The following is a 22,394-nucleotide window of genomic DNA, read 5'->3' on the forward strand; positions in this document are numbered from 1 at the left end:
CGGGTTCGAATGTGTGCTTGCAAGTCGTGCAGGGCTTACGCGTCTGCGCCGTCTTCCGACGTGCCGCCAGCCGGAGCAACGATCGTGGCGATCGTGAAGTCGCGGTCGGTGATGGTCGGGGCAACGCCAGCCGGCAGCTTCACATGCGAGATGTGGATGCTGTCGCCGATCTTGAAGCCGTCGAGGTCGACGGTGATGAATTCCGGAATGTCGTTGGCCGGGCAGGTCATTTCGACTTCGTGGCGAACGATGTTCAGAACGCCGCCGATCTTGATGCCGGACTTCTCTTCGTTGATGAAGTGAACCGGAATTTCAACGGTGACCTGGCTGTTGGCCGAAACGCGCAGGAAATCGACGTGCAGGACGAAGTCGCGCACCGGATCCAGCTGATAGTCCTTCGGCAGAACGGAGATCTTCTCGCCGTTGTAGTCGATCGTGGCGACCGTGGTCATGAAACCGCCGGCATGGATGCGCTTCGTCACTTCATTGGTGTTGAGAGCGATCGAAATCGGGGCCTGCTTGTCACCATAGATGACAGAGGGAATGAAACCGTTGCGGCGAAGTTCACGGGAGGACCCCTTACCAACCCGTTCGCGCGCCTCGGCCTTGAGCTCGTAAGTTGCGTGGCTCATGGCATATCCTTTCGAGGTTATTTGGAGAAACCCGGCGTCGAACGACTGGTCGGACAACGGGTTTGGGAGGACATCGTCCGATGCGCTCCATCCGCGGTGCCTCCAAGGGTGTCTGCGCGGACGAGGGGCCTATAGACCAACTGGGTATTTGTTGCAAGTTCGCGACGGCCAAAAGCGTTGCTTTGCTTCGGTTTGCACGCCGAAAGCAAATCGCCCCGCCTGCGGGGCAGGCGGGGCGATTTCAAGTGATCCGTCATGCCTGTCAGTCGAACAGGCTGGAAACCGACTGTTCGAGGGCCGTGCGGTTGATCGCCTCGCCGAGCAGGGCAGCGGTCGAGACCACGCGGATGTTCGGGGCGGATTGGACGGCCGTGGTTGGCTGGATCGAGTCGGTTATGACCAGTTCGCGCAGCTTCGAGGAGCTGACACGCGCAACAGCGCCGCCGGACAGGACGCCATGGGTGATATAGGCGGTGACACTGGTCGCGCCGCTCTTCAGGAGCGCCTCGGCTGCATTGCAGAGCGTGCCGCCGGAATCGACGATGTCGTCGATCAGGATGCAGTCCTTGCCGGTCACGTCGCCGATGATGTTCATCACTTCGGACTCGCCGGCGCGTTCGCGGCGCTTGTCGACGATCGCCAGCTGACAGTCCAGACGCTTTGCGAGCGCGCGGGCACGCACCACGCCGCCGACATCCGGCGACACGACCATGACGTTCTGCAGATCGTAATGATCCTTCACGTCGCGGGCCAGAATCGGAGCCGCCATCAGGTTGTCGGTCGGGATGTCGAAGAAGCCCTGGATCTGGCCGGCATGCAGGTCGAGCGTCATCACGCGGTCTGCACCGGCCTCGGTGATGAGATTGGCAACGAGCTTTGCCGAGATCGGCGTGCGGCCCGAGGCGCGACGATCCTGGCGGGCATAGCCGAAGTAGGGAAGTACTGCGGTGATGCGCTTCGCCGACGAGCGGCGGAAGGCATCGATCATGATCAAGAGTTCCATCAGGTGGTCATTGGTGGGAAAGGACGTGGACTGAACCACGAACACATCCTCACCGCGCACGTTTTCCTGGATCTCGACGAAGATTTCCTGGTCTGCAAACCGTCTGACGCTGGCTTTTCCGACTGGAACATTAAGATAGGAACAGATCGCGTCGGCCAAATGCCGGTTCGAATTCCCTGCGAAAACCTTCATTGGGGTCCGCCTGTTTTGACGCTGGATGGGGGCCTTTTACCGTTGCGGCTCCCGAATGCAAGACCGAAGCGCGGCCATCAAGCACTTTTTGTGAAGCCAGCGTGAAACATGGTAAGCGCGACCGGGCGGGCTGGTGCCGCGCAAGGGTCGGTATGTCCGGCGTCAGCCTTGCAGGCCTTCGCGCCAGTTCATGTAAAGCGAGATTGTTTTCTGTGCGATGACGCGCATCGTCTCCGGCGGCACTGCCGCCCAGGGATCCCCGCCCGAGAAGGGGACGCGTTCCTGGCCCTGGATGCGGTTCAGCCTGTTGCCGCGGCTGTCGAGCACATCCCAGACATAGTTGATCGTGAGCTGGCTGCCTTCGGCGACGGCCGAAAGATACCCCTTCAGGATATGCTCGCTGCTGGTATCGGTGGAGGCCTTGATGGTGAGGCCGCTCGCGCGGGCGGAAACGCCGAGCTGGCGCGACAAGGGGGTTACGGCTTCGACGGGGGCGCCGATGATCGGCAGGAAACGGACCGATCCGACATTGCCCCCGCGCGGCAGGCTGGCGGTCTCCTCCTCGCGCTGCAGCGGCTGCGGAGAGGCGCTCGGCGAAAGCTGGCGGGCGCGGGCGGCCACATCGGTCTGCGCCGGTGCCGCCGGGGCGGCTGCCTGCGGCGGCTGGCGCACCGGCTGTGTGCGTGCCGTCTGCACGGGTTGCTGTCTCTGCGGCTGCGGCCTTGCCGCCTGTTGGCGGACAGGTGAAGCCTGTGCGACGGCGCTTGTCGGCGTGGCAGGCAGCGGCTTTGAAGCGACCGGCGAGCGCCCGCCCCGGTCCACGACCTGTGCCTGCAGCGTATTGGCAGGCGGCGGACGATAGGTGCTTTGCTGGCGATAGATTGGCGCCGTCTGCACCGGCGGCAGCGGTGCCGTCTGATAGGGCGCGTAGCCGCCATTGCCGTTATAGCTCGGCGCTGGTGCGTAGTAGCCGTTGGTATCGTAGGGGGAGGGCGGGTAGGTCGCCGGCGGCGCCGTGTAGCCTGGCGGCGGCGGATAGGCGCCGTAACCGCCACCATAAGCGCCGCCGTTGACGCTCGGGTAGCGATTGGCGCCACCGGTATAGACGCCGTCGCCATAAGCGGGCGACTGATATCCGGTGGCCGGCATGTCGGCATAGGGATCCCGGTAATCGGGCACGCGCCCGGTCGCCGGGCGCCGTGTCGTCCGCGTGGCGTAGACAGGCGATCTGCTGGAGCGGGTCGATGTGACAGGTCGATAGCCCTGCTGGTCAGGCAGGCGGTAGAGCAACTGATCGCCGGGCGCTGGGTCGCTGTAGCGCGGCATCGCTCTGCCATAGCCGGTGCCCACGTTGCTGCGCGGCACGAGATCCTCCGGCGAGCTGCAGGACGACAACCCTAATAGTATAGTTCCCAGTGCAAGCCATGGCTTTGCTGAATCCAAGCCGAACATACGCAATACCCCTCGCCGTCCCACTAGGAGACAAGTTTACGGTGCGCGTTTACTTGGAGTCAACCATTCCATGCTTCGGAAAATCTTTATTAAAGGTTAATCATGTCGAGGCTATGCCGCGACAGAACCTTCGGCGCTGTTTCCGTCGTGAGGTAGGTGTGGCCGAGCGACATGGCCGTTCCGCTGTCGGAATCCATGATGATCATGTGCACGAAGAGCGACATGTCCGGCAGGATGTCCTGCGGGTTGCCGAGATGGAACATCTGGTGCTCCATCCACGATGGCGAGAAGCGCGCACCAAGCGAATAGCCGCAGGCATTCAGGCGGTGCCGCGTCAGGCCGCGGGCATCAATGATGCGGGCATGGGTGTCGAAGACGTCGCCGAAGGTGTGCCCGGGCGTCAGAACCTCCTCGATGGCTTCGATGGTTTCCCGGCAGGCACTGTAGAGTTCGCGGTGGCGGCTCGTCGGCTCGCCGATCACCACGGTGCGCATCATCGCCGCATGGTAATGCGCACTGGCGCCTGCCCATTCCAGCGTCAGCTGGTCCTCGGCATCGAGACGACGCCGCCCGGCCTTGTAGCGGCAGAGCAGGGCGTCCGGACCGGAGCCGATGATGAACTCGTTGGCCGGATAATCGCCGCCGCCGGCGAAGACAGCGCCCTGCATGGCGGCAAGGATATCGGCCTCGTCGCCGCCCGCGCGGATCAGCGGAAGGGCTGCGTCGAGCGCATCGTCGGCCAGCACGGCCGCGCGCTCCACATGGGCGAGTTCGGCGGCGCTCTTTACCAGTCGCAGGCGGCTCACCACATGCGAGGCATCGACGATTTCGCCGAAGGTCGCGAGCTGGTTGTCGAGCAGGCGGGCGACGCGGCCGGTCATGCCGTGCGTGTCATATTCCACGCCGATGGTGCTGCCGAGCAGGTCGAGGTCTGCAAGCAGGTTCTTCAGGTCCGCCGTCGGATCGGCGTTCACCCTGTCGACCCAGATGGTGATGTTGTCGATGATCGAGGTGTGGCGTGCCTGCCGCAGATCCGCCGAACGCGTGATGAGGGCCATCGTGCCGTCCGCCTTCACCACCAGGCACTGGAAGAAGCAGTAGCCGAAGGTGTCATAGCCGGTCAGCCAGTACATGCTTTCCTGCGCAAACAGCAGCATGGCGTCCAGCTTTTCCGCCTGCATGGCGGCCGTCAGGCGCTGAAGCCGCGCGGCATATTCGGTATGCTCGAAATGCAGTCCCATGTCAGTCCTCCAGAATCGCGATAGCGGAAATTTGTCGCCCATAATCGGGTTCGCCTGCATGCGTGGTGCGGCGATAGGAAAAGAAGCGCGTGGTATCGGGATAGGTGTCGAGGTCGAGGTTCTCTGCTCTCACGCCGGCGCGCTCCAGGCGCAGCATGGTGAGCCCCGGCAGGTCGAACAGCGAATGCCCGGGCTTCGCCGAGGGGCGAAAGAAACGGGCAAAACCGGCATCGACTTCCAGGAAACGCGCAACAAATTCCGGGCCGACCTCGTAGCTTGGCTGGGCGATCGAGGGGCCGAGGCAGACGATGATGGTGTCCCGTCGCGCACCGAGCGCGATCATCGCCTCGATGGTGTTTTCGGCCACGCCGCCAAGCGCACCCTTCCAGCCGGCATGGGCCGCGCCGATCACCCGGTTCTCGGCATCGGCAAACAGAAGCGGTCCGCAATCGGCCGCCAGCACGCCGAGCACGAGCCCGGGCGTGCTCGTCACCATGGCGTCTGCGCTTGGCCGTTCGCCGGCATAGGAGGCCGAAAGGGTGACCACGTCGGGCGAGTGCACCTGGTTGACGGTCGCCAGCCGTTCCAGCGGCTGGCCGAACCAGCCGGCCACGCGGCGGCGGTTTTCCAGCACGTCCTCGCGGCGGTCGTTCGAGCCGAGGCCGACATTGAGGCTGCCATAAAAACCGCCGGAGACGCCCCCCTGGCGGGTGAAGAAGCCATGGCGAATGGGGCTCGCGCCGATACGGGCGCTCAGCAGGGGGCTTGTGATCGGCGAGAGATCCTGCATGGCTCGATCGGTCCGTTTTCTGAAGGGATGATGACGGCTCGGGGCGCCGCGAAGGCGCGGCCGCAGGCACGGGGCTGCTTCGTTCGAAGGCGACTGTGGCCCGAGCCCCGGCGTCCTGTCAACCGCCGGAGCGCTGGCTCAATCCCGCGCCGGGCGGAAGGGGGCGAGCGTCACGGACGGGCTGGAGACAGAGAGAACCTTGAACAGTTCGCCCATCTTGCCTTCGCCGGCGCCGGCCAGCCTGTCGGCAGAAACGGCGATCGCGCGCTGCTCCGGTTCGCTCTTGCCGCTGGCAAGGGCGGCGGCACGCTCGGCAAGGCCAAGGCCGTAGAGGAAATCACCCTGATGCAGGCAGCCATTGATCTGAATGCCCGATCCGCGGGCGATGCGCGCGAGATCCTCGAAATCGACATGGCTGGTGAGGTCCGCCTCGCCGGGATGGGCAAGCGGCGGGTCGTAATCATGGCGCAGCACCGCCTGCAGCGTGTCGCCAAATCCGGTCACCATGTGGCCGTAGTCGATGATCAGAGCCGTACCGCCATGGCGCTTCAGCCGGTCGCAGAGCGCGCTCATCACCGCCTGACGGGCAGGCGCGATCTCGAAGATGGTGCCGTCCCGTTCCTTGGCATGGGAGGAGGGCAGAAGCGCCGGGTCGATGGTGGCGATGCCGACGCCAAAGGTCAGTCGATCATTGGCATCAAGCCCCACCATCCGCTCGCGAAAGCCGGTCGGGGTCTTGATGAACTGGCGGATCGGAATGGCATCGAACAGTTCGTTGGCGGCAATCAGCGTGAAGCCGCCGGGCACATCCTCGAAGGCCGCATGCCAGGTGATCTTGGAGGAATAGGCTTCCAGCGTCACCCGCTGCACGCCGCGCAGACGGTCGCTCGTTTCCACCATGTGGACGTCGAGGTTCTCGTAGAGGCCGGGCGCCAGGCGGCGGATCACCCGCAGCATATCCTGCATCATGGTGCCGCGGCCGGGGCCCACTTCCACGAGGTTGGCCGGCGTCGGGCTGCCATGCTGCTGCCAGGCATGCACCATGAAGATCCCGAGCATCTCGCCGAACAACTGGCTGATTTCGGGAGCCGTGACGAAATCCCCGTTGCGGCCGAAGGGATCGCGCGTGCGGTAGTAGCCATGGTCCGGATCTGCCAGGCACAGCGCGAAATAGTCGGTCACGCTGATCGGCCCGTTCGCCCGGATGAGGTTTTTGATCTTGTCTGCAAGCGGCGTGGTCATGGATGACTCGTCCTCGCGTCAAATGGTGGCGGCAGCGCGGCGGCCGCGCCAGATGGCCCAGAGCCCGATGAACAGCATCGGCAGGGACAGGAGCATTCCCATGGTCAGCCAGCCGAAGGCCAGATAGCCCAGCTGCGCGTCAGGCTCCCGGAAGAATTCCACGAAAATACGCGACAGCGCATAGCCGCAGACGAAAATGCCCGAAACGACACCCGGCTGCCGCAGCGCCTTGCCGCCGTGGGTGGCGATTCTCAGGACGACCCATAGCACGATTCCCTCGAGCGCCGCCTCGTAAAGCTGGCTCGGGTGGCGGGCAAAAGGTCCGCCTGTGGGAAACACGATCGCCCAAGGCACATCCGTGATGCGGCCCCAGAGTTCTCCATTGATGAAATTGGCAATGCGCCCGAAGAACAGGCCGAAGGGGGCGACGGAGGCCACGAGGTCGAACAGGCTCCAGACGCGAATATTGTGGCGCCGGGCAAACAGGATCATGGCAATCGTCGTGCCGGTCAGGCCGCCATGGAAGGACATGCCGCCGTTCCAGATCTCGATGGCGCGGACCGGGTTCTCCATCACGGCCGCAAGGTCATAGAAGAGCACGTAGCCGATGCGCCCGCCGAGCACGATACCGGCGGCGGCCCAGACGAGGAAATCGTCCAGCTTCTCCCGGCTTGTCGGCGGCGTTCCACCGGCCCACAGCTCAGGCCTGGCGATCAGACCGCGGGCATAGAACCAGCCGAGCATGATGCCTGCGACATAGGCGAGGCCATACCAGTGAATCGCAAGAGGCCCGATGGAAACCGCGATCGGATCGATGTTGGGAAATGGCAAGATGGCGAGGAATGATGCTGGTGAATACAAGTTTAACGTACCCTGGCCACGTGCCGCGTTTGCGGCGGAACATGGCGGCAGCCCCTGTTCGGGTCAAGACCCATGTTTTCGGTTTCATGATGATCCTCAAGGAATTGGCGGGAATTTGGGCGCTTCCGGCGATTCTCCTTGCAACGGCCTGCATCAGACCCTACCTCCACGCAGGCAATGAGACCGAACGCCGCCTTGCGGCGCAGCCAACGGGAGATGAGGTCATGTCCACCGGACCGAACCGCATGATGGATGAATTCGCGCGCCTGATGACGGATGCCGCCGGTGCGGCCCAGGGCATGCGCCGCGAAGTGGAGACGGCCTTCCAGGCGCAGGCCGAGCGCTTTCTCAACAGTATGGATCTCGTGCGCCGCGAGGAATTCGATGTCGTGCGCGATATGGCAATCAAGGCGCGCGATGAAAACGATGCGCTGAAGGCACGTCTGGATGCGCTGGAAGCAAAGCTTGCCGGAAACGCCGAGTAATTGCGGCCGTCCAGCCTGAATCATCTTCGACAGTCGAGCGCGGTCTCTGGAAAACGGGGGGCGCGCTTTTTTGTGTCTTGACGCAAGTTTTCACGGTTGTTTGCCCAACAAAATCGCAGCCTGTGGACATAGTCGAAAAACGCTTCATCCAGAGTCGGTTAATCGCTGCGGCTGAGGCCGCGGGCGAAGCGCAAACCTGAGTCGTCCCCGCAAAAACGAAAGCCGGGGGCTGGTACTCGGACTCCGGGCCGATACACTGATTTTAAATGATGATTCGAAACGTCCGATGGGCCGTTCCGCGCAGGATGAATGTGCTGGACTGACCGTCGCGGGGAATCATCGAGGGGTTGGATTTCCGGTCAGTACGCGTGCGTTGGTGTGTTTTTCGTTAACACGAATGTCGCTTCCATTCCGGTTAAGAGGGTGCCGCATGAGCCTCATGGACATACAGATGGAACGCCAGTCGAATCCGGTCGACATGATCGAATTCGTGGCTGCGTCCAATGACTGGACCTTCGAACGGTCCGGCGAGGACGAGATCGCCATGACCGTTGCGGGTCACTGGGCCGATTATCACGTCTCCTTCTCCTGGATGGAGGAGTTCGAGGCGCTGCATCTGGCCTGCGCCTTCGACATCAAGGTGCCCGAACCGCGCGTCAACGAGGTGATCCGCCTGCTCTCCCACGTCAACGGTCAGGTGCTGATGGGGCATTTCGACCTGTGGCGCCAGGAGGATGTGGTGATCTTCCGCCAGTCGCTGCTGCTGGCAGGCGGTGCGGAACCCACCAACCAGCAGGTGGAAGTGCTGCTCTCCAGCGCGCTCGAAGCCTGCGAGACCTATTATCAGGCTTTCCAGTTCGTCGTGTGGTCCGGCATGGAGGCCAAGGCCGCCATGGATGCGGTTCTGTTCGAGACCGTCGGAGAGTGCTGATGTCTGCGACCGTATCCGGGCTTGTGGTGCTGGTCGGTGCCGGCAATATGGGCGGTGCCATGCTGTCGGGCTGGCTGAAAAGCGGGGTGCCGGGATCGTCCATTCTTGTGATTGATCCGTCGCCTTCCGAGGCGATGAAGGAAAGGCTTGCGGCTTCGGGCGTGCGCCACGAAACGGCAGCGCCTTCCGGCGTTGAGGCGGCGATCCTGTTTCTTGCGGTCAAGCCGCAGGTGATGGAGGCGGTTCTGCCGCCGCTGAAGCCTCTGGTGGGGGCCGATACCGTCGTCGTCTCGGTCGCAGCCGGCAAGACGCTCGCCTTCCTTGAAAGCCATCTCGGCGAGGCGGCCATGGTGCGCGCCATGCCGAACACGCCGGCCATGATCGGCCGCGGCGTCACCGGCGCTTATGCCAATGCGCGCGTCGGCGAAGCTGAGCGCGCAAATGTGCACGACCTGCTGAAGGTCAGCGGCCCCGTGGAATGGGTGGCCGCCGAAAGCGATATCGATTCCGTCACGGCGCTGTCCGGCAGCGGTCCCGCCTATGTCTTCTATCTCGTGGAATGCATGGCCGAAGCGGGGCGCAAGCTCGGCCTGCCGGCCGATCTCGCCATGCGGCTGGCGCGCGAAACCGTGGCCGGCGCCGGCGAGCTTCTCTTCCAGTCGAGCGATGAAGCCTCGCGCCTGCGCCAGAACGTCACCTCGCCCGGCGGCACGACGGCGGCTGCGCTGTCGGTGCTGATGGACGAAAAGGGCATGCAGCCGCTGTTCGATGCGGCGCTTGCCGCCGCCCGCAAGCGGGCCGAGGAACTGGGACGCTGAGGGCGGACAGGACGGAAGGGGCAGGCCTGATGGCGGAAGAGATCAGCTGGAACGACTTTGAAAAGGTCGATATCCGTGTCGGGACCATCATAGAGGCCGAACCCTTCCCGGAGGCGCGCAAGCCTGCCTACAAGCTGCGCATCGATTTCGGGCCGGAGATCGGCGTGAAGCGCTCGTCCGCGCAGATCACCGTGCATTACACGCCGGAGTCGCTTGTCGGTCGGCAGGTGCTCGGCGTCGTCAATTTTCCGCCACGCCAGATCGGGCCGGTGCGTTCCGAAGTGCTGACGCTCGGCTTTGCCGACGAGACCGGCGCCATCGTGCTCGCCGGCGTCGAGAGACCTGTCCCCAACGGCATGAAGATGATGTGAGGCGCGGGGCCGGGCTGGATCAGGCCGGCACGCGCACGGTGGCTCGCAGGCCCCCCATCGGGCTGTCACCCAGCGTCACGTTACCGCCATGGGCGCGGGCAATGTCGCGGGCAATCGCAAGGCCAAGGCCGGTGCCGGAGGCATCCAGATTGCGCGCCTCGTCCAGCCGATAGAAGGGTTTGAACACATCCTCGCGTGATGCTTCCGGAATGCCGGGGCCGTCATCATCGAAGGTGAGCGTCAGCCATTTGGCGTTGTGGCGGGCCTCCACATGCAGGCTGTTGGCATAGCGGCGGCTGTTGGACGCCAGATTGCCGACGAGACGCTGGAAGGCGCCGGGGCGCACCGCGATCTTGTCCTCGCCGTCGATGCGGTAGGTCATCGTCTTTCCGTGCAGGGCAAAATCCGCCGTCATCTTCTCCAGCAACTCGCTGAGGCGCATCTCGCCGAAATCCTCGGCAGCCTCGCTGCGGGCAAAGGCAAGATAGCCTTCCAGCATGCTCTGCATGTCATCCACGTCGGTGCCCATGCCGGCCAGGTCGGGGTTGTCGCCGGCGAGCGCCAGTTGCAGCTTGAAGCGGGTCAGAATCGTGCGCAGGTCGTGGCTGATGCCGGTCAGCATGGCGGTGCGCTGTTCGATCTGCCGCTCGATGCGCTCGCGCATCTGGATAAAGGCGATGCCGGCGCGACGGATCTCGTCGGCACCGCGCGGGGAGAAGGGCGCCGGCATCTTCTGGCCCTTGCCGAAGCTTTCGGCCGCATCGGCAAGCGCCAGGATGGGGCGGATCTGGCCGCGCAGGAAAAGAACAGAAATGCCGATCAGCAGCAGCGACGTACCGACCATCCAGACCAGGAAGATATGCGTGTTGGACGCATAGGTCTGGTTGCGCAGGGTGAAGACGCGCAGCACCTTGTTGTCCAGCTGGATGCGGATTTCCACCAGCCGGCTGTCGCCCACCGTGTCGATCCAGTAGGGCAGACGGATCTGCTGGTTGATCTGGTCGGCGAGGATGTCGTCGAGGATCGAGAAGAAGGGTTTCGAGCGCGGCGGCGGCAGCTGCGCATCCGGTTCGATGGAAATGTTGAGCGACAGCTGGTTGCGGGCGATGCGGGTGATTGCGCTGTAATCATCGCTCGGGTCGGGATAGGTGCGGATCAGCTCGATGATGGCGGCAATATCGCGGGTGACGGCCTGTGACAGGCGTTCCGTCACCAGCCGCCAGTGGCGTTCCATGAACACGGCGGCCACCACGCTCTGCAGGAGAAGCATGGGAATGATGACGATCAGAACCGAGCGCATGTAGAGCCCGGTCGGCATGCGCCGCTTCAGCCAGCGGCCGAAGGCGGCCCAGCCTGGCGGCTGCAGCCGCACCGACTGGCAGCGCATGACTGCCAGTCCCTGCCGCAGGCGGGACAGCAAGGTTCCGGCCTGCCGTCTGGCTGTTTCTGCCACGCCCTTCATGCCCGTCCTTCCGGCTTCGTGCTGCCGATCGCCCGTTCGACTGCGGGCATCAGTCTATGCTGAGACGATAGCCCACGCCACGCACCGTCTGCAGGTAAACGGGATTGGCCGGATCGTCCTCGATCTTGCGCCGCAGCCGGTTGATCTGTACGTCGATGGTGCGCTCGCCCACCTCCGCATCGTCGCCGATCAGTTCGTGGCGCGGAATGGTGTCGCCGGCCCGCAGCGCAAACAGCAGCATGATGTCCTGTTCGCGGTCGGTCAGGCGAATGGTTTCGGCGGCGCGGCGCAGTTCCTTGCGCGCAATAGAGAAGGTGAAGGGACCAAACATGATCTGGTCGATCTTCGGCGTGTCCGGATTGGTGTTGCGGCGCAGGATGTTGTTGATGCGCAGCACCAGTTCGCGCGGATCGAAGGGTTTTGGCAGGTAGTCGTCGGCCCCGGCTTCCAGGCCCTCGATGCGGGCATCCGCTTCGGCGCGGGCGGTCAGCAGGATGATCGGGATACGGCGCTTGTCGCGCAGCGACTGGGTGAGTGAAAGGCCGGTTTCGCCGGGCATCATCACGTCGAGGATGATCAGGTCGAAATCCAGCCCCTCCAGCTTGCGCCGCGCCTCGGCCGCATCGCCGGCGATCGTGACGCGAAAGCCCTGCTCGCTGAGATAGCGGCGCAGAAGCGCGCGGATGCGCGTGTCGTCGTCCACCACCAGAAGATGGGCGGCATCATCGGACAGCGAAACCGGATTGTTCCCCATGGTCAGTCCACCTCTTCTTCGGGGGGCTCGAGCCCCTCGGCGCGTCCCCGCATGGCCCGCAGGAAGGCCACCACCCCGTCGCGCTGCTCCGGCGTCAGCGCCTGCATGGCTTTCGATATGCGATCCGATTGCGGCTCCGACAGGGCAAGCGCCAGTTCGCGTCCGGCCAGCGTCGGATAGAGACGGCGCTGGCGGCGATCCTTGGCGCCGGCCATCTGGCGGATATAACCGCTGTCGATCAGCTGCTTCAGCACCCGGGCGAGGCTCTGCTTGGTGATCTGCAGCGTGTCGAGAAGATCGGTCACCATCATGCCGGGTTGCCGGCAGACGAAATAGACGACCCGGTGATGGGCCCGCCCCATGCCGATCTTGGCGAGGATGGCGTCCGGATCCGAGATGAAATCGCGATAGGCGAAGAAGAAGAGTTCGATCGTTTCGAAGTCGATCTTGCCTTCATCGACGGCAGGCATCGGCGGCAGCGTCTTCCTGACGGCTTTGGCGGTCGATCCCGAGGGCACCAGTCATTCCTTTCGAGCCTTCGCGCTGCCCGCCGTCCGGAGCCGGAGCGGGCGCGCCGTCCGGCCGGCTGAGGGGTCCGAACGACAGTTTTCACGAAGTCACTGATAAAGCGTGAAGCGGGCCAACAATCAACCGGATTGTGAGGCTGCTCTGCTCTCGTCCCCTGCCACTCCCGATTTTCTGTCGCGCTTGCTGAGGATCCCTGGGGCATGGCTGTTGCCGTCCTGCCGCAATCGCCGCTCCGGCTGCGGGATCTGCGGAACCTTTCCCGCGCCAGCCCGTTGCGAGGGCAACAAAACAGGAGAGATAACATGAGCTTGGCAACGCCCGCCAAACTGGCGCCGGCGCAGGCTGACCTGCCCGCATCCGGCCCTTCCCATTCCCTGCGCCCCCTTCTGGTGGCCGTTCTTGCCGCGAAGCTTGCAGTCGCGGCCGTGCTCGTGGGGTGTGCCGCCATGGCGCCGACGGTGGCGGCGGACGGGGGCTACTTCGTCTCCGACTGATTTTTTGCTGCGATGCCGCAGCGGGGACGCTATAGGAAGATCTTTCCTGTCATCACGCGAGGCATCATGGGTCAGCTCCAAGCGGGTATCATTCCAGTCACACCCTTCCAGCAGAATTGCGCAGTGCTGTTCGACAGCGACACCAAGGAAGGCGTCGTCGTTGATCCCGGCGGGGATGTGGACCGCATCGTCGCGGTCGTGCGCGAACAGGGCCTGACGATCAGGGAGATCTGGATCACGCATGGTCACATCGACCATGCCGGCGGCGCAGACGAGCTGCGCGAGGTGCTGGGTGCACCGGTCATCGGACCCAACGAGGCCGACAAGCCGCTTCTCGACATCCTCGATACGCGCGCCGCCGCCCTTGGCTTCGACGTGCCGGCCCGCAAGCTGACCCCCGATCGCTGGTTGAACGATGGCGACGTCGTTTCCTTCGGGGAGCATCGTTTCGAGGTACTGCATTGCCCGGGACATGCGCCCGGCCACGTGATCTTCTTCAACCGCGACATGCGCTTCATCATCATGGGCGACGTTCTGTTCAACGGTTCGATCGGCCGCACCGATCTGCCCGGCGGCAATCACCAGCAGCTGCTCGACAGCATTCGCGACAAGGTTCTCCCGCTCGGCGATGATGTCGGGTTCCTGTGTGGTCATGGTCCGGGCAGCCGCCTCGGTGACGAGCGCCGCGATAACCAGTTCCTGCGCGGTATGTGAGCACGCGCGACCGCACCCGGTGTCCCTGCTTCGGCGGCTGCAGGGATGCGCCGATGCGGGGTGCGGGCACAAAAAAACCCGGCATCACTGCCGGGCTTCAACTCGAAATGAAAGCGGTGATCAGGCTCAGCCGGCGATCTGCAGATTGACTGCCTTGGGGCCCTTGCCGCGACGATCCGGTTCCGTGTCGAAGCTTACTTTCTGGTTTTCAGTCAGGCCGGACAGGCCGGAAGCCTGGACGGCGGAGATGTGAACGAAGATATCGGCTCCGCCCTTGTCGGGCTTGATAAAGCCGAAGCCTTTGTCCGTGTTGAAGAATTTTACAGTGCCAGTTTCGGCCATGCATCAGGTCCTTTTTCCTCTGTCCGTGTTCAGCGGCGGACAGCATCACGATATTGCCCACAAGGGGCAGGCGGCAGGCATTTCGAAAATGGAGGAAAGGGGCCCGTGTTACCGCAGGGAAAGAGATCAGGACTTGACATCATCCTTACCGCATCCCCCGCCCGGAAGTTTTGGCGCTTCCGGATCGCTTCATTATAGCTTTTCCCATGCTCGCAAATTGCCCGAACAGCCACAGAGTGCTGCGTTTATCGTAAATTGGCAAGAAAAAGTTTTCTGACGCGAATACGCAACACCGCACTGCGCTTTATCCACCCTCAAAAGGTGCGGGTTTTGCGCGAGGTGGCCTGAAGTTGCTGTTTTCTTGGGCAGTCAAGGGCGGGATGAAAGGCAAGAAAACGCCTTTTCCGCCCGTTCGTCAATCCGCCAAACGCGGGCTGCTTCGCCGTTTCAGAAGTTCCGGCACCAGTTCCACCACCAGCATGGCGGCAAAGATCAGCGCGCAGCCGGCATAGCCGGAGGCCGGCAGCGTCTCGCCGAGCAGCAACGCGCCGAAGAAGGCGCCGAACAGGGCCTCGGACGAGAGAAAGATCGCGGCCTGAGGCGCGGTGGTGTAACGCTGGCCGATGACCTGCAGCACGAAGGCAAGACCGGAAGAGACAAGTCCCACATACAGGATTTCCGCCAGCGATCCCTGGACGGCCGCAAGCGTGAGCGGTTCGAAGGCAAGACCGAGCGCGATTGCGAGGATCGCGCAGGTGGCGAACTGCGTGGCCGACAGCGCCAGTGGCCGCCCGGAGCCGCCGACGAAATGGCCCGCGAGCACGATCTGCAGCGCCCAGAAGACAGCACAGAGAATGCTCCAGAGATCGCCTGTGGAGATGGCCTGCAGATTGCCGCCGCTCAGCAGGAAGATGCCGACAAGGGCCATCAGTGCGACCGGCCAGATGATCCAGTGCGGAAAGCGCTGGAACAGCAGGATGGAAATGACCGGCACGAAGACGACGTAAAGCCCCGTCAGGAAGCTGGAATTGGTCACCGTCGTGGTAACGAGGCCGATCTGCTGGGTGATGGCGCCACCGAACAGGGCCGTGCCGACGAGCACGAAGCTGCCCATCTGGCGCATTGTCGGCTTCGAGCCGATCCGCTTCTGCTCGGCAAGCGCAAAGGGAAGCACGGCCAGGGCCGCGATGGCAAAGCGCAGGCCGACAAACCAGAAGGGGCCGATCTTGTCCATGGCGACCGACTGGGCAACGAATCCGCCACCCCAGATGGCGGCCGCCAGAAGAAGAACGAGATTCGCCTGCATGCGTGTCATGGGATCGGTCCTGAAGGGGAGGGCGGTCAGGTGGCCGCGTGCGGGCCTTGCAGGCGCTCCCTAACAGGGGGAGGTCATGGCTTCAAGGGCAAAGCCGTCCGGTCCAGTCGGGTAGAGGGGCGGACAACCGTCGAGCCGGTGGTTGCCTGCCGCAGAAGCAGGGTCAGAAGCGGCTGATGCGCGTGTCTTCCGTCTTGCGTTGCGTTTTCGACGGCAGGTCGCGGAAGCTGAGGCGCCACAGGCCGGCGGCGGCCATCGTGAAGATGAGGGTCAATGCGCCGAACAGAACGCGCTGGTCACCGGACGAGGCGGGGCTGAACAGAAGCTGTGGTACCACCACTTCGGAAAACGTCGGCAGTTCGCCTGCCTGTGCCCTTTCCACCAGTGCCAGCATCATCACCACGCAGGCCGCAAGGGCTGCAGCGGCAATCCAGATGCTGCTGCCCAGTCTGCGAAGCCGAAGCCGGGTGGTGGCCTCCTCGTCATCCAGAAACATGGCGTCATCCTTCACGTGCTCGATCAATGACGGTCAAAAGACCCTGTGAAAGCGACGCGAGAAGGACGGGATTGGGGCAGGCACAGACATTTATTGTGGCAGAATCAAGGCGTTAACGATTTGGATACCATGAATGAGGGGACAGGTACGCCAAGTGCAGGATAAGAAAGCACTTTGTCTGAGCCGGTTTTACGGCAAGAAAGACCGCGCTGGCGGTCGTTTCGGCCTTGAAACAGGCCATTTTCTTCGACATAGAACCCTGCGGCAGGACCGAACCGGCCTGCCGTTTTCAACAGCTTCAGGATCCCAACATCATGGCCTTTCTTGCCGATGCACTTTCCCGCGTAAAGCCGTCCGCCACCATTGCCGTTTCGCAGAAAGCCCGGGAGCTGAAAGCCAAGGGCCGTGACGTGATCGGGCTGGGTGCTGGCGAGCCGGATTTCGATACGCCGGACAATGTCAAACAGGCAGCCATCGATGCGATCAATCGCGGCGAGACGAAGTACACGCCGGTTTCCGGCATTCCGCAGCTGCGCGAGGCAATTGCTGCCAAGTTCAAGCGCGAGAACGGTCTCGACTATACGCCAGCGCAGACGATTGTCGGCACGGGCGGCAAGCAGATCCTGTTCAACGCCTTCATGGCGACGCTGAATGCCGGCGACGAAGTCATCATCCCGGCACCCTACTGGGTGTCCTATCCGGAAATGGTGGCGCTGTGCGGCGGCACGCCGGTGATCGTTTCCACGACGCAGGAGAACAACTTCAAGCTCCAGGCGGCCGAACTGGAAAAGGCGATCACCCCGAAGACCAAGTGGTTTGTGTTCAACTCGCCGTCCAACCCGTCGGGCGCTGCCTACAGCCACGACGAGCTGAAGGCGCTCACCGATGTTCTCGTCAAGTATCCGCATGTCTGGGTGCTGACGGACGACATGTACGAGCACCTGACCTTTGGCGACTTCAAGTTCGTGACCCCGGTGGAAGTGGAGCCGAAGCTCTATGACCGCACGCTGACCATGAACGGCGTTTCCAAGGCCTATGCGATGACCGGCTGGCGTATCGGCTATGCGGCAGGCCCGCTGGAACTGATCAAGGCCATGGACATGATCCAGGGCCAGCAGACGTCTGGTGCCGCGTCGATTGCCCAGTGGGCGGCCGTCGAGGCGCTGAACGGCCCTCAGGATTTCGTGGCGAAGAACAAGAAGATCTTCGAAGGTCGCCGCGATCTCGTCGTGTCCATGCTGAACCAGGCCAAGGGCATTTCCTGCCCGAACCCGGAAGGCGCCTTCTACGTCTACCCGTCCTGCGCCGGTCTGATCGGCAAGACGGCGCCGTCGGGCAAGCTTATCGAGACGGACGAGGATTTTGTCACCGAGCTTCTGGAAACGGAAGGTGTCGCCGTGGTGCATGGTTCGGCCTTCGGTCTCGGCCCCAACTTCCGCATCTCCTACGCCACATCGGAGGAGCTTCTGGAAGAAGCCTGCCGCCGCATCCAGCGTTTCTGCAACAACTGCAAGTAAGGCCTTGTTTTAACGGGTCTTGTGGGGCTCGCCGAAAGGCGGGCCCTTTTTGCATTCACTCGGAAAACCGCTCGCGATAGGCCTTCGGGCTGACGCGGATCTGCCGCAGGAAGACGCGTCGCATCGTCTCCTCCGCACCGAAACCGCAGCGGGCTGCGACGCGCGCCACGCTGACGCCCTGTTCCAGAAGCCGCCTGGCCGTTTCGAACCGCAGATCCTCCACCGCGCGGGCCGGCGTGCGCCCGGTCGCCTGCCGGTAATGGCGCGAAAAACTGCGCTCGCTCATCGCCATTCGCTCGGCGAGCACCGCAAGGGAGAGCGGGCGGTTGAGGTTCTCGACGATCCAGGCATGCAGCACATCGAACCGGCCTCCCGCATCCTGCAGGCGAAGGGCGGCACTGAACTGCGCCTGTCCGCCCGGACGCTTCATGAACACCACGAGCTGCCGGGCAATGGCAAGCGCGGTTTCGTGTCCAAGATCGTCCTCCACCAGGGCCAGCGCCAGGTCGATGCCCGCAGTGATGCCGGCCGAGGTCCAGATCGATCCGTCGCGGATGAAGATCGGATCGGTTTCCAGCCGAACCTCCGGAAAGCAGGCGGCAAATTCAGCGGCACGCTGCCAGTGGGTGGCGGCGCGCCGTCCCTTGAGAAGCCCCGCGGTGGCGAGCAGGAAGGCGCCGCTGCAGACGGACGCCGTGCGCCTTGCCCGTCGCGACCGCGCGCGGATCCAGGTGATCAGGTCCGCATCACCCATGGCCTGATTGACGCCGTAGCCGCCAGAGACGATCAGCGTGTGCAGCGCCCCATTGGTATCCGGCAGGGGAAGCGTAACGATCTGCATCCCCGATGACGTAGAGACCGGCTGTTCGCGCGCCACCACGAGGATCTCGTAGGGCGCTGGCACGCCTCGAATGCGGGCCAGATCGTTTGCTGTCGCAAAGACCTGCAGCGGCCCGGTGATGTCCAGGACCTGGCTTTTGTCGAAGGCTAGGATCTCGATACGCAGGGTCATGGCGGAAATGGAGGGATGTTTGGCAAACGCGCCACACTATTGGCCTCTATGCTTTTGGGGTCAACAGGAGTTCGATCATGGCGATTTCCATCGGCTTTCTCATCTTTCCGCAGATCCAGCAACTGGACCTGACGGGTCCTTATGAAGTGTTCACCGCCGCGGCCGGCACCCGTGTCGATCTCGTCTGGAAGACGCGCGAACCGGTGATCTCTTCCACCGGCCTCGCCTTCCAGCCGAACGCCACCTTCGCCGACAGTCCGCAGCATGATGTCTTCTGCATTCCGGGCGGTGCCGGCGTAAACGCGCTGCTGGAGGATGAGGCCGTGCTGGACTTCGTGCGCCGGCAGGCGGCGGGCGCCCGTCTCGTCACGTCGGTCTGCACCGGTTCGCTGGTGCTTGGTGCAGCCGGCCTGCTGCAGGGGCGAAAGGCCGCCACCCATTGGTATGCGATGGATTTTCTGCAAGCCTTCGGGACCGAGCCGGTCGCCGAACGTGTCGTGCGGGATGGCAATCTCATCACCGCCGGCGGCATCACCTCCGGCATCGATTTCGGCCTTGCGGTGATTGCCGAACTGCTGGGAGCTGAGGAGGCCGAAACGGTGCAGCTTGCGCTGGAATATGCGCCGGCACCGCCGTTTTCGTCGGGAACGCCGGATGCTGCGTCCGCAACGGTGCTGGCTGCAGCCCGGCAAAGGCTTTCCGGATCGCGGCAGCAGCGGGAGGCCATCCTGGCGCGCATGGCCTCCTGAGGCGCATGGCGATCAGGCCTTGGTCAGCCGGATGATGGTCGAGCTTCCACCGCCGCGCTGCTCGGTGACGGCATAGACCGCGCCATCCGGCCCCACCTTCACGTCGCGGATGCGGGCGTTGAGCGGCACGCGTTCCTCGTACGTCACGCGGTCATTCTCCATATGCAGCACGACGACGCCCTGGGAGACGAGCCCGCCGACGAGGAAGGCGCCCTTCCATTCCGGAATGGCGTTGCCGTCGTAATAGGCCATGCCGGAGGGGGCGATCACCGGATCCCAGTAGTAGACGGGCTGTTCTGTGTTTGCCATGCGCGTGATGCCCTTGCCGACGGGATCGCCGCTGTATTCCACGCCATAGGTCACCTCCGGCCAGCCGTAGTTCTTGCCGGCCTCGGGGCGGTTCAGCTCGTCACCGCCGCGCGGGCCGTGCTCCACTGTCCACAACCGGCCCCGGCCATCGATGGTGGCGGATTGCAGGTTGCGGTGGCCGAGCGACCAGATTTCCGGCTGGGCATCGCTGCGGCCGATAAAGGGATTGCCTGCCATCGGCTTGCCGTCCGCGGTGATGCGGAAGATCTTGCCGAGGCCGCTCTTCAGATCCTGCGCCTGCACGCGGGGTTCGCGGTCGGATCGCTCGCCGACGGTGACGTACAGCGCGCCATCCGGCCCGAAGGCGAGGCGCGAGCCGAAATGCTTGTTGCCGTCATAACTCGGCATCTGACGGAAGATCACCTTGACGTCGGTCAGTCTTCCGCCGCCTTGTGCATCAGGGACCAGCCGCGCGGAGGCCACCGAGGTCCCGTTGCCGTCTTCCCGCTGTTCGGAGAAGGAAAAGAAGATGCGGCCCGACTGGCGGTAATCCGGCGCCAGCGCTATGTCCAGCAGCCCGCCCTGACCGCTTGCCAGCACCTTCGGCACACCCGCAATCGCGGGGCCCGGCTTTCCATCAGGGGACAGGATGTGCATGGCGCCCTGCTTGGCCGTCACCAGCATGCGGCCATCCGGCAGGAATTCCAGTGACCAGAGATGCGGCAGGCGTTCCGCCACCGTCTCGGCCCTGATCTTCGGCATCTGCGGCGGTTGCGGCGCGCGGGTCTGGCCGGAAAAGGCCGGCTGCTGGTCCGGCGCGTTCGGCGGTTTGCGTTCGGCAGGAGGGCCGGCCTCTTGTGCAAGGGCCGACGCGGCGAGGGCTGCGGCAAGCAGAGAACTGGCAAGGGCAAGGGGCAGGCGCGTCATGATTATCTCCCGGTCAGTGGCGAACTCGTCCCGGAGTTCGGCTCCCATGTTGCAACCCGTCCAAGGCGGCGGATCTGCAGGAGATGTAGGGTCGCCTGCGCCACACGCCCGTCGTGCCGCCGTTCAAGTTTGCTTTATCGGCGGGTGATCGCCGCTTCTGTCCACCGCAGGGCCGGTCAGAGGCCGATCATGGTCAGCATCAGGAAGGTGGCGAACAGCACGAAATGCGTCATGCCCTCGATCGCATTGGTTTCGCCGTCGTTGAGGTTGATGGCGGCGGCAATCAGCGTGATCGCCACCATCACCGTCTGCACCGGCGTCATGGCCATCACGAAGGGCTGGCCGGTATAGAGCGCGATCGCCTCCATCACCGGTACCGTCAGGATGACGGTCGAAAGCGAGGCGCCCATGGCGATGTTGACGACCGACTGCATGCGGTTGCGCAGCGCTGCCCTCAGTGCGGTCAGGATTTCCGGCGCTGCGGAAATCGCCGCGACGATGACGGCCATCAGCGCCGGCGGCGCACCGCTTCCCTTCAGTCCCGCATTGATGAAGGCGGACATGAATTCCGCCAGCACGCCGATCAGCACGACGCCGATCAGGATGATGGCGATGGCGGCGGTGGTGGAGCCTTCTCCGGTCCCCCCGGTGGCGGGCTTTGCGGCTGTTGCCTGCGGTTTCGGCCGCGGATAGCTGTAGGAGAAGAAATAGCTGTGCGGCCCCACCTGCATGCGCAGGAAGAGGCCATAGAGCGCGATCATCGCGACGATGGTGAAGGCGGAGTAATAGTGCCAGCGATCGCTCGGCACGAATTCCGGCACCACCATGGAAATGCCCATGGCCGTCAGGATCATCACGCCATAGGTCTTGCCGGAATTGTCGTTGTAGGGTTGTTCTCCGTGCCGCAGGCCGCCGAGCAGCGCGGCAAGACCAAGAATGCCGTTAATGTCGAGCATGACGGCGGAATAGATCGTGTCGCGCACCAGCGTCGGGGATTCGCTGTCATTCATCAGGATGGCGAGGATCAGCACCTCGACGGCCACGGCCGACAGCGTGAGGATCATGGTGCCATAGGGGTCGCCGACCTTGTGTGCCAGCACTTCCGCATGATGCGCCACCCGCGTGGAGGTGAGCACGATGACGACAATCAGCAGGGCGGCGCCGCCGAGCGCTGCCAGCTTGCCTGCCTCTAGGATCGCGTGCTCGGTGAAGAGAGTGAGCACGGCCAGCAGAAGTGCGACCAGAAGAAACTTTTCTCGGCTGAGGAGTGATGGCATGCTCTGAAACGGCTCCTGCTTGTGTGGGAGCAATCTATGGCGATGCCCGGAGCGATCAAGCCGGCATCCGGCCTGTTCCTGCGTCACGCCGCTGCCGCCGAACCGTTTCCGTTGCCTCTGCCGACAGGACTGCCGACGGAACCGAAGCCCGTGGTTTCGAATTCCGTCCGTGGATCAATGGATAACTGAAGGACAGACAGGAGGAAAACCATGACCAAGGTGATCTACAAGGTGGTGCAGCATGATGGCGGCTGGGCCTACCGGATGGGCGATGTCTATTCCGAAACCTTCCCGAGCCATCGCGATGCGCTGGCGGCGGCCCGTATTGTTGCTGCCGAACAGCAGGTGGGCGGCGATCCCGAGGAAATCAGCTGGCAGGATGCGGACGGCAACTGGCACGTGGAATACAGCGATGGCGGCGACCGCCCCGAGGCAGAGGTCGACGACGCGGATTATGCGGCGCGCGCCGTGCGTCACTGA

The 22,394-nt window shown here is 63.6% G+C and carries 25 protein-coding genes; 9 read left to right on the forward strand and 16 right to left on the reverse strand.

Annotated elements, in window-relative coordinates:
• Positions 1 to 35 precede the first annotated feature (35 nt).
• The 7 genes from F3H95_RS07900 to lgt form a co-directional block, all read right to left on the reverse strand.
• Complete coding sequence (locus tag F3H95_RS07900) at positions 36 to 632, reverse strand: 50S ribosomal protein L25/general stress protein Ctc (protein WP_143125809.1); 597 nt, start codon at positions 630 to 632, stop codon at positions 36 to 38.
• A gap of 262 nt (positions 633 to 894) precedes the next feature.
• Complete coding sequence (locus F3H95_RS07905) at positions 895 to 1,827, reverse strand: ribose-phosphate pyrophosphokinase (RefSeq protein ID WP_143125808.1); 933 nt, start codon at positions 1,825 to 1,827, stop codon at positions 895 to 897.
• 162 nt (positions 1,828 to 1,989) lie between these two features.
• Positions 1,990 to 3,192: a hypothetical protein gene (locus F3H95_RS07910; RefSeq protein WP_149745486.1), complete on the reverse strand. Its 1,203-nt coding sequence runs from the start codon at positions 3,190 to 3,192 to the stop codon at positions 1,990 to 1,992.
• A gap of 176 nt (positions 3,193 to 3,368) precedes the next feature.
• Complete coding sequence (locus F3H95_RS07915; RefSeq protein WP_143125806.1) at positions 3,369 to 4,520, reverse strand: Xaa-Pro peptidase family protein; 1,152 nt, start codon at positions 4,518 to 4,520, stop codon at positions 3,369 to 3,371.
• Position 4,521: 1 nt separating this feature from the next.
• Positions 4,522 to 5,310, reverse strand: coding sequence for a peptidoglycan editing factor PgeF (gene pgeF / locus F3H95_RS07920; RefSeq protein WP_149745487.1), 789 nt, complete (start codon positions 5,308 to 5,310; stop codon positions 4,522 to 4,524).
• A 138-nt stretch (positions 5,311 to 5,448) separates the two neighbouring features.
• On the reverse strand, positions 5,449 to 6,552 hold the full coding sequence (locus F3H95_RS07925; RefSeq protein ID WP_143125804.1) for a class I SAM-dependent methyltransferase: 1,104 nt from the start codon (positions 6,550 to 6,552) through the stop codon (positions 5,449 to 5,451).
• 18 nt (positions 6,553 to 6,570) lie between these two features.
• Complete coding sequence (gene lgt / locus F3H95_RS07930; RefSeq protein ID WP_143125803.1) at positions 6,571 to 7,413, reverse strand: prolipoprotein diacylglyceryl transferase; 843 nt, start codon at positions 7,411 to 7,413, stop codon at positions 6,571 to 6,573.
• Positions 7,414 to 7,637: 224 nt separating this feature from the next.
• Between lgt and F3H95_RS07935 the strand changes: the two genes are divergently transcribed.
• The 4 genes from F3H95_RS07935 to F3H95_RS07950 all read left to right on the forward strand — a co-directional run bounded on the left by F3H95_RS07935 (position 7,638) and on the right by F3H95_RS07950 (position 10,018).
• Positions 7,638 to 7,898, forward strand: coding sequence for an accessory factor UbiK family protein (locus F3H95_RS07935; protein WP_143125821.1), 261 nt, complete (start codon positions 7,638 to 7,640; stop codon positions 7,896 to 7,898).
• Positions 7,899 to 8,328: 430 nt separating this feature from the next.
• Positions 8,329 to 8,829, forward strand: a complete 501-nt coding sequence (locus tag F3H95_RS07940; protein ID WP_143125802.1) for a YbjN domain-containing protein — start codon at positions 8,329 to 8,331, stop codon at positions 8,827 to 8,829.
• Entirely contained in the window at positions 8,829 to 9,647 is an 819-nt protein-coding gene (gene proC / locus F3H95_RS07945) for a pyrroline-5-carboxylate reductase (RefSeq protein WP_143125801.1), read from the forward strand. Before F3H95_RS07940 ends, proC begins: the two co-directional genes overlap by 1 nt.
• Before the next feature lie 29 nt (positions 9,648 to 9,676).
• On the forward strand, positions 9,677 to 10,018 hold the full coding sequence (locus F3H95_RS07950; RefSeq protein WP_149745488.1) for a tRNA-binding protein: 342 nt from the start codon (positions 9,677 to 9,679) through the stop codon (positions 10,016 to 10,018).
• A gap of 19 nt (positions 10,019 to 10,037) precedes the next feature.
• Here the strand turns inward: F3H95_RS07950 and F3H95_RS07955 are convergent, their stop codons facing one another.
• The 3 genes from F3H95_RS07955 to F3H95_RS07965 form a co-directional block, all read right to left on the reverse strand.
• Positions 10,038 to 11,405, reverse strand: coding sequence for an ATP-binding protein (locus F3H95_RS07955; protein WP_149745630.1), 1,368 nt, complete (start codon positions 11,403 to 11,405; stop codon positions 10,038 to 10,040).
• Between the two features lie 124 nt (positions 11,406 to 11,529).
• Complete coding sequence (locus F3H95_RS07960; RefSeq protein ID WP_149745489.1) at positions 11,530 to 12,234, reverse strand: response regulator transcription factor; 705 nt, start codon at positions 12,232 to 12,234, stop codon at positions 11,530 to 11,532.
• 2 nt (positions 12,235 to 12,236) lie between these two features.
• Positions 12,237 to 12,704: a MarR family transcriptional regulator gene (locus F3H95_RS07965; RefSeq protein ID WP_143125798.1), complete on the reverse strand. Its 468-nt coding sequence runs from the start codon at positions 12,702 to 12,704 to the stop codon at positions 12,237 to 12,239.
• A gap of 360 nt (positions 12,705 to 13,064) precedes the next feature.
• On the opposite strand from F3H95_RS07965, the gene F3H95_RS07970 reads away from it, so the two are divergent.
• Together F3H95_RS07970 and F3H95_RS07975 are read left to right on the forward strand one after the other, a co-directional pair.
• On the forward strand, positions 13,065 to 13,256 hold the full coding sequence (locus F3H95_RS07970) for a hypothetical protein (RefSeq protein ID WP_149745490.1): 192 nt from the start codon (positions 13,065 to 13,067) through the stop codon (positions 13,254 to 13,256).
• Between the two features lie 66 nt (positions 13,257 to 13,322).
• Positions 13,323 to 13,970, forward strand: a complete 648-nt coding sequence (locus F3H95_RS07975; protein ID WP_143125796.1) for an MBL fold metallo-hydrolase — start codon at positions 13,323 to 13,325, stop codon at positions 13,968 to 13,970.
• A gap of 126 nt (positions 13,971 to 14,096) precedes the next feature.
• On the opposite strand, the gene F3H95_RS07980 is transcribed toward F3H95_RS07975, so the two are convergent.
• The 3 genes from F3H95_RS07980 to F3H95_RS07990 form a co-directional block, all read right to left on the reverse strand.
• Positions 14,097 to 14,312, reverse strand: a complete 216-nt coding sequence (locus tag F3H95_RS07980) for a cold-shock protein (protein ID WP_143125795.1) — start codon at positions 14,310 to 14,312, stop codon at positions 14,097 to 14,099.
• 415 nt (positions 14,313 to 14,727) lie between these two features.
• A complete protein-coding gene (locus F3H95_RS07985; protein WP_149745491.1) occupies positions 14,728 to 15,627 on the reverse strand; it encodes a DMT family transporter in 900 nt (299 codons plus the stop codon).
• A 163-nt stretch (positions 15,628 to 15,790) separates the two neighbouring features.
• Positions 15,791 to 16,123: a hypothetical protein gene (locus tag F3H95_RS07990; protein WP_149745492.1), complete on the reverse strand. Its 333-nt coding sequence runs from the start codon at positions 16,121 to 16,123 to the stop codon at positions 15,791 to 15,793.
• A gap of 314 nt (positions 16,124 to 16,437) precedes the next feature.
• Between F3H95_RS07990 and F3H95_RS07995 the strand changes: the two genes are divergently transcribed.
• Entirely contained in the window at positions 16,438 to 17,640 is a 1,203-nt protein-coding gene (locus F3H95_RS07995) for a pyridoxal phosphate-dependent aminotransferase (protein ID WP_149745493.1), read from the forward strand.
• Between the two features lie 55 nt (positions 17,641 to 17,695).
• Here the strand turns inward: F3H95_RS07995 and F3H95_RS08000 are convergent, their stop codons facing one another.
• A complete protein-coding gene (locus F3H95_RS08000; protein WP_149745494.1) occupies positions 17,696 to 18,652 on the reverse strand; it encodes a helix-turn-helix domain-containing protein in 957 nt (318 codons plus the stop codon).
• A 77-nt stretch (positions 18,653 to 18,729) separates the two neighbouring features.
• Between F3H95_RS08000 and F3H95_RS08005 the strand changes: the two genes are divergently transcribed.
• The gene (locus F3H95_RS08005; protein WP_149745495.1) at positions 18,730 to 19,401 is read left to right on the forward strand and encodes a DJ-1/PfpI family protein; all 672 of its coding nucleotides are present in this window, start codon (positions 18,730 to 18,732) and stop codon (positions 19,399 to 19,401) included.
• 12 nt (positions 19,402 to 19,413) lie between these two features.
• On the opposite strand, the gene F3H95_RS08010 is transcribed toward F3H95_RS08005, so the two are convergent.
• Together F3H95_RS08010 and F3H95_RS08015 are read right to left on the reverse strand one after the other, a co-directional pair.
• On the reverse strand, positions 19,414 to 20,637 hold the full coding sequence (locus tag F3H95_RS08010; protein WP_149745496.1) for a PQQ-dependent sugar dehydrogenase: 1,224 nt from the start codon (positions 20,635 to 20,637) through the stop codon (positions 19,414 to 19,416).
• A 176-nt stretch (positions 20,638 to 20,813) separates the two neighbouring features.
• The gene (locus F3H95_RS08015; protein ID WP_149745497.1) at positions 20,814 to 21,914 is read right to left on the reverse strand and encodes a calcium:proton antiporter; all 1,101 of its coding nucleotides are present in this window, start codon (positions 21,912 to 21,914) and stop codon (positions 20,814 to 20,816) included.
• 210 nt (positions 21,915 to 22,124) lie between these two features.
• On the opposite strand from F3H95_RS08015, the gene F3H95_RS08020 reads away from it, so the two are divergent.
• Positions 22,125 to 22,394, forward strand: a complete 270-nt coding sequence (locus tag F3H95_RS08020; protein WP_149745498.1) for a DUF2188 domain-containing protein — start codon at positions 22,125 to 22,127, stop codon at positions 22,392 to 22,394.

This window comes from Rhizobium sp. RU35A (genome assembly GCF_900156005.1).
GTDB lineage: Bacteria > Pseudomonadota > Alphaproteobacteria > Rhizobiales > Rhizobiaceae > Neorhizobium > Neorhizobium straminoryzae.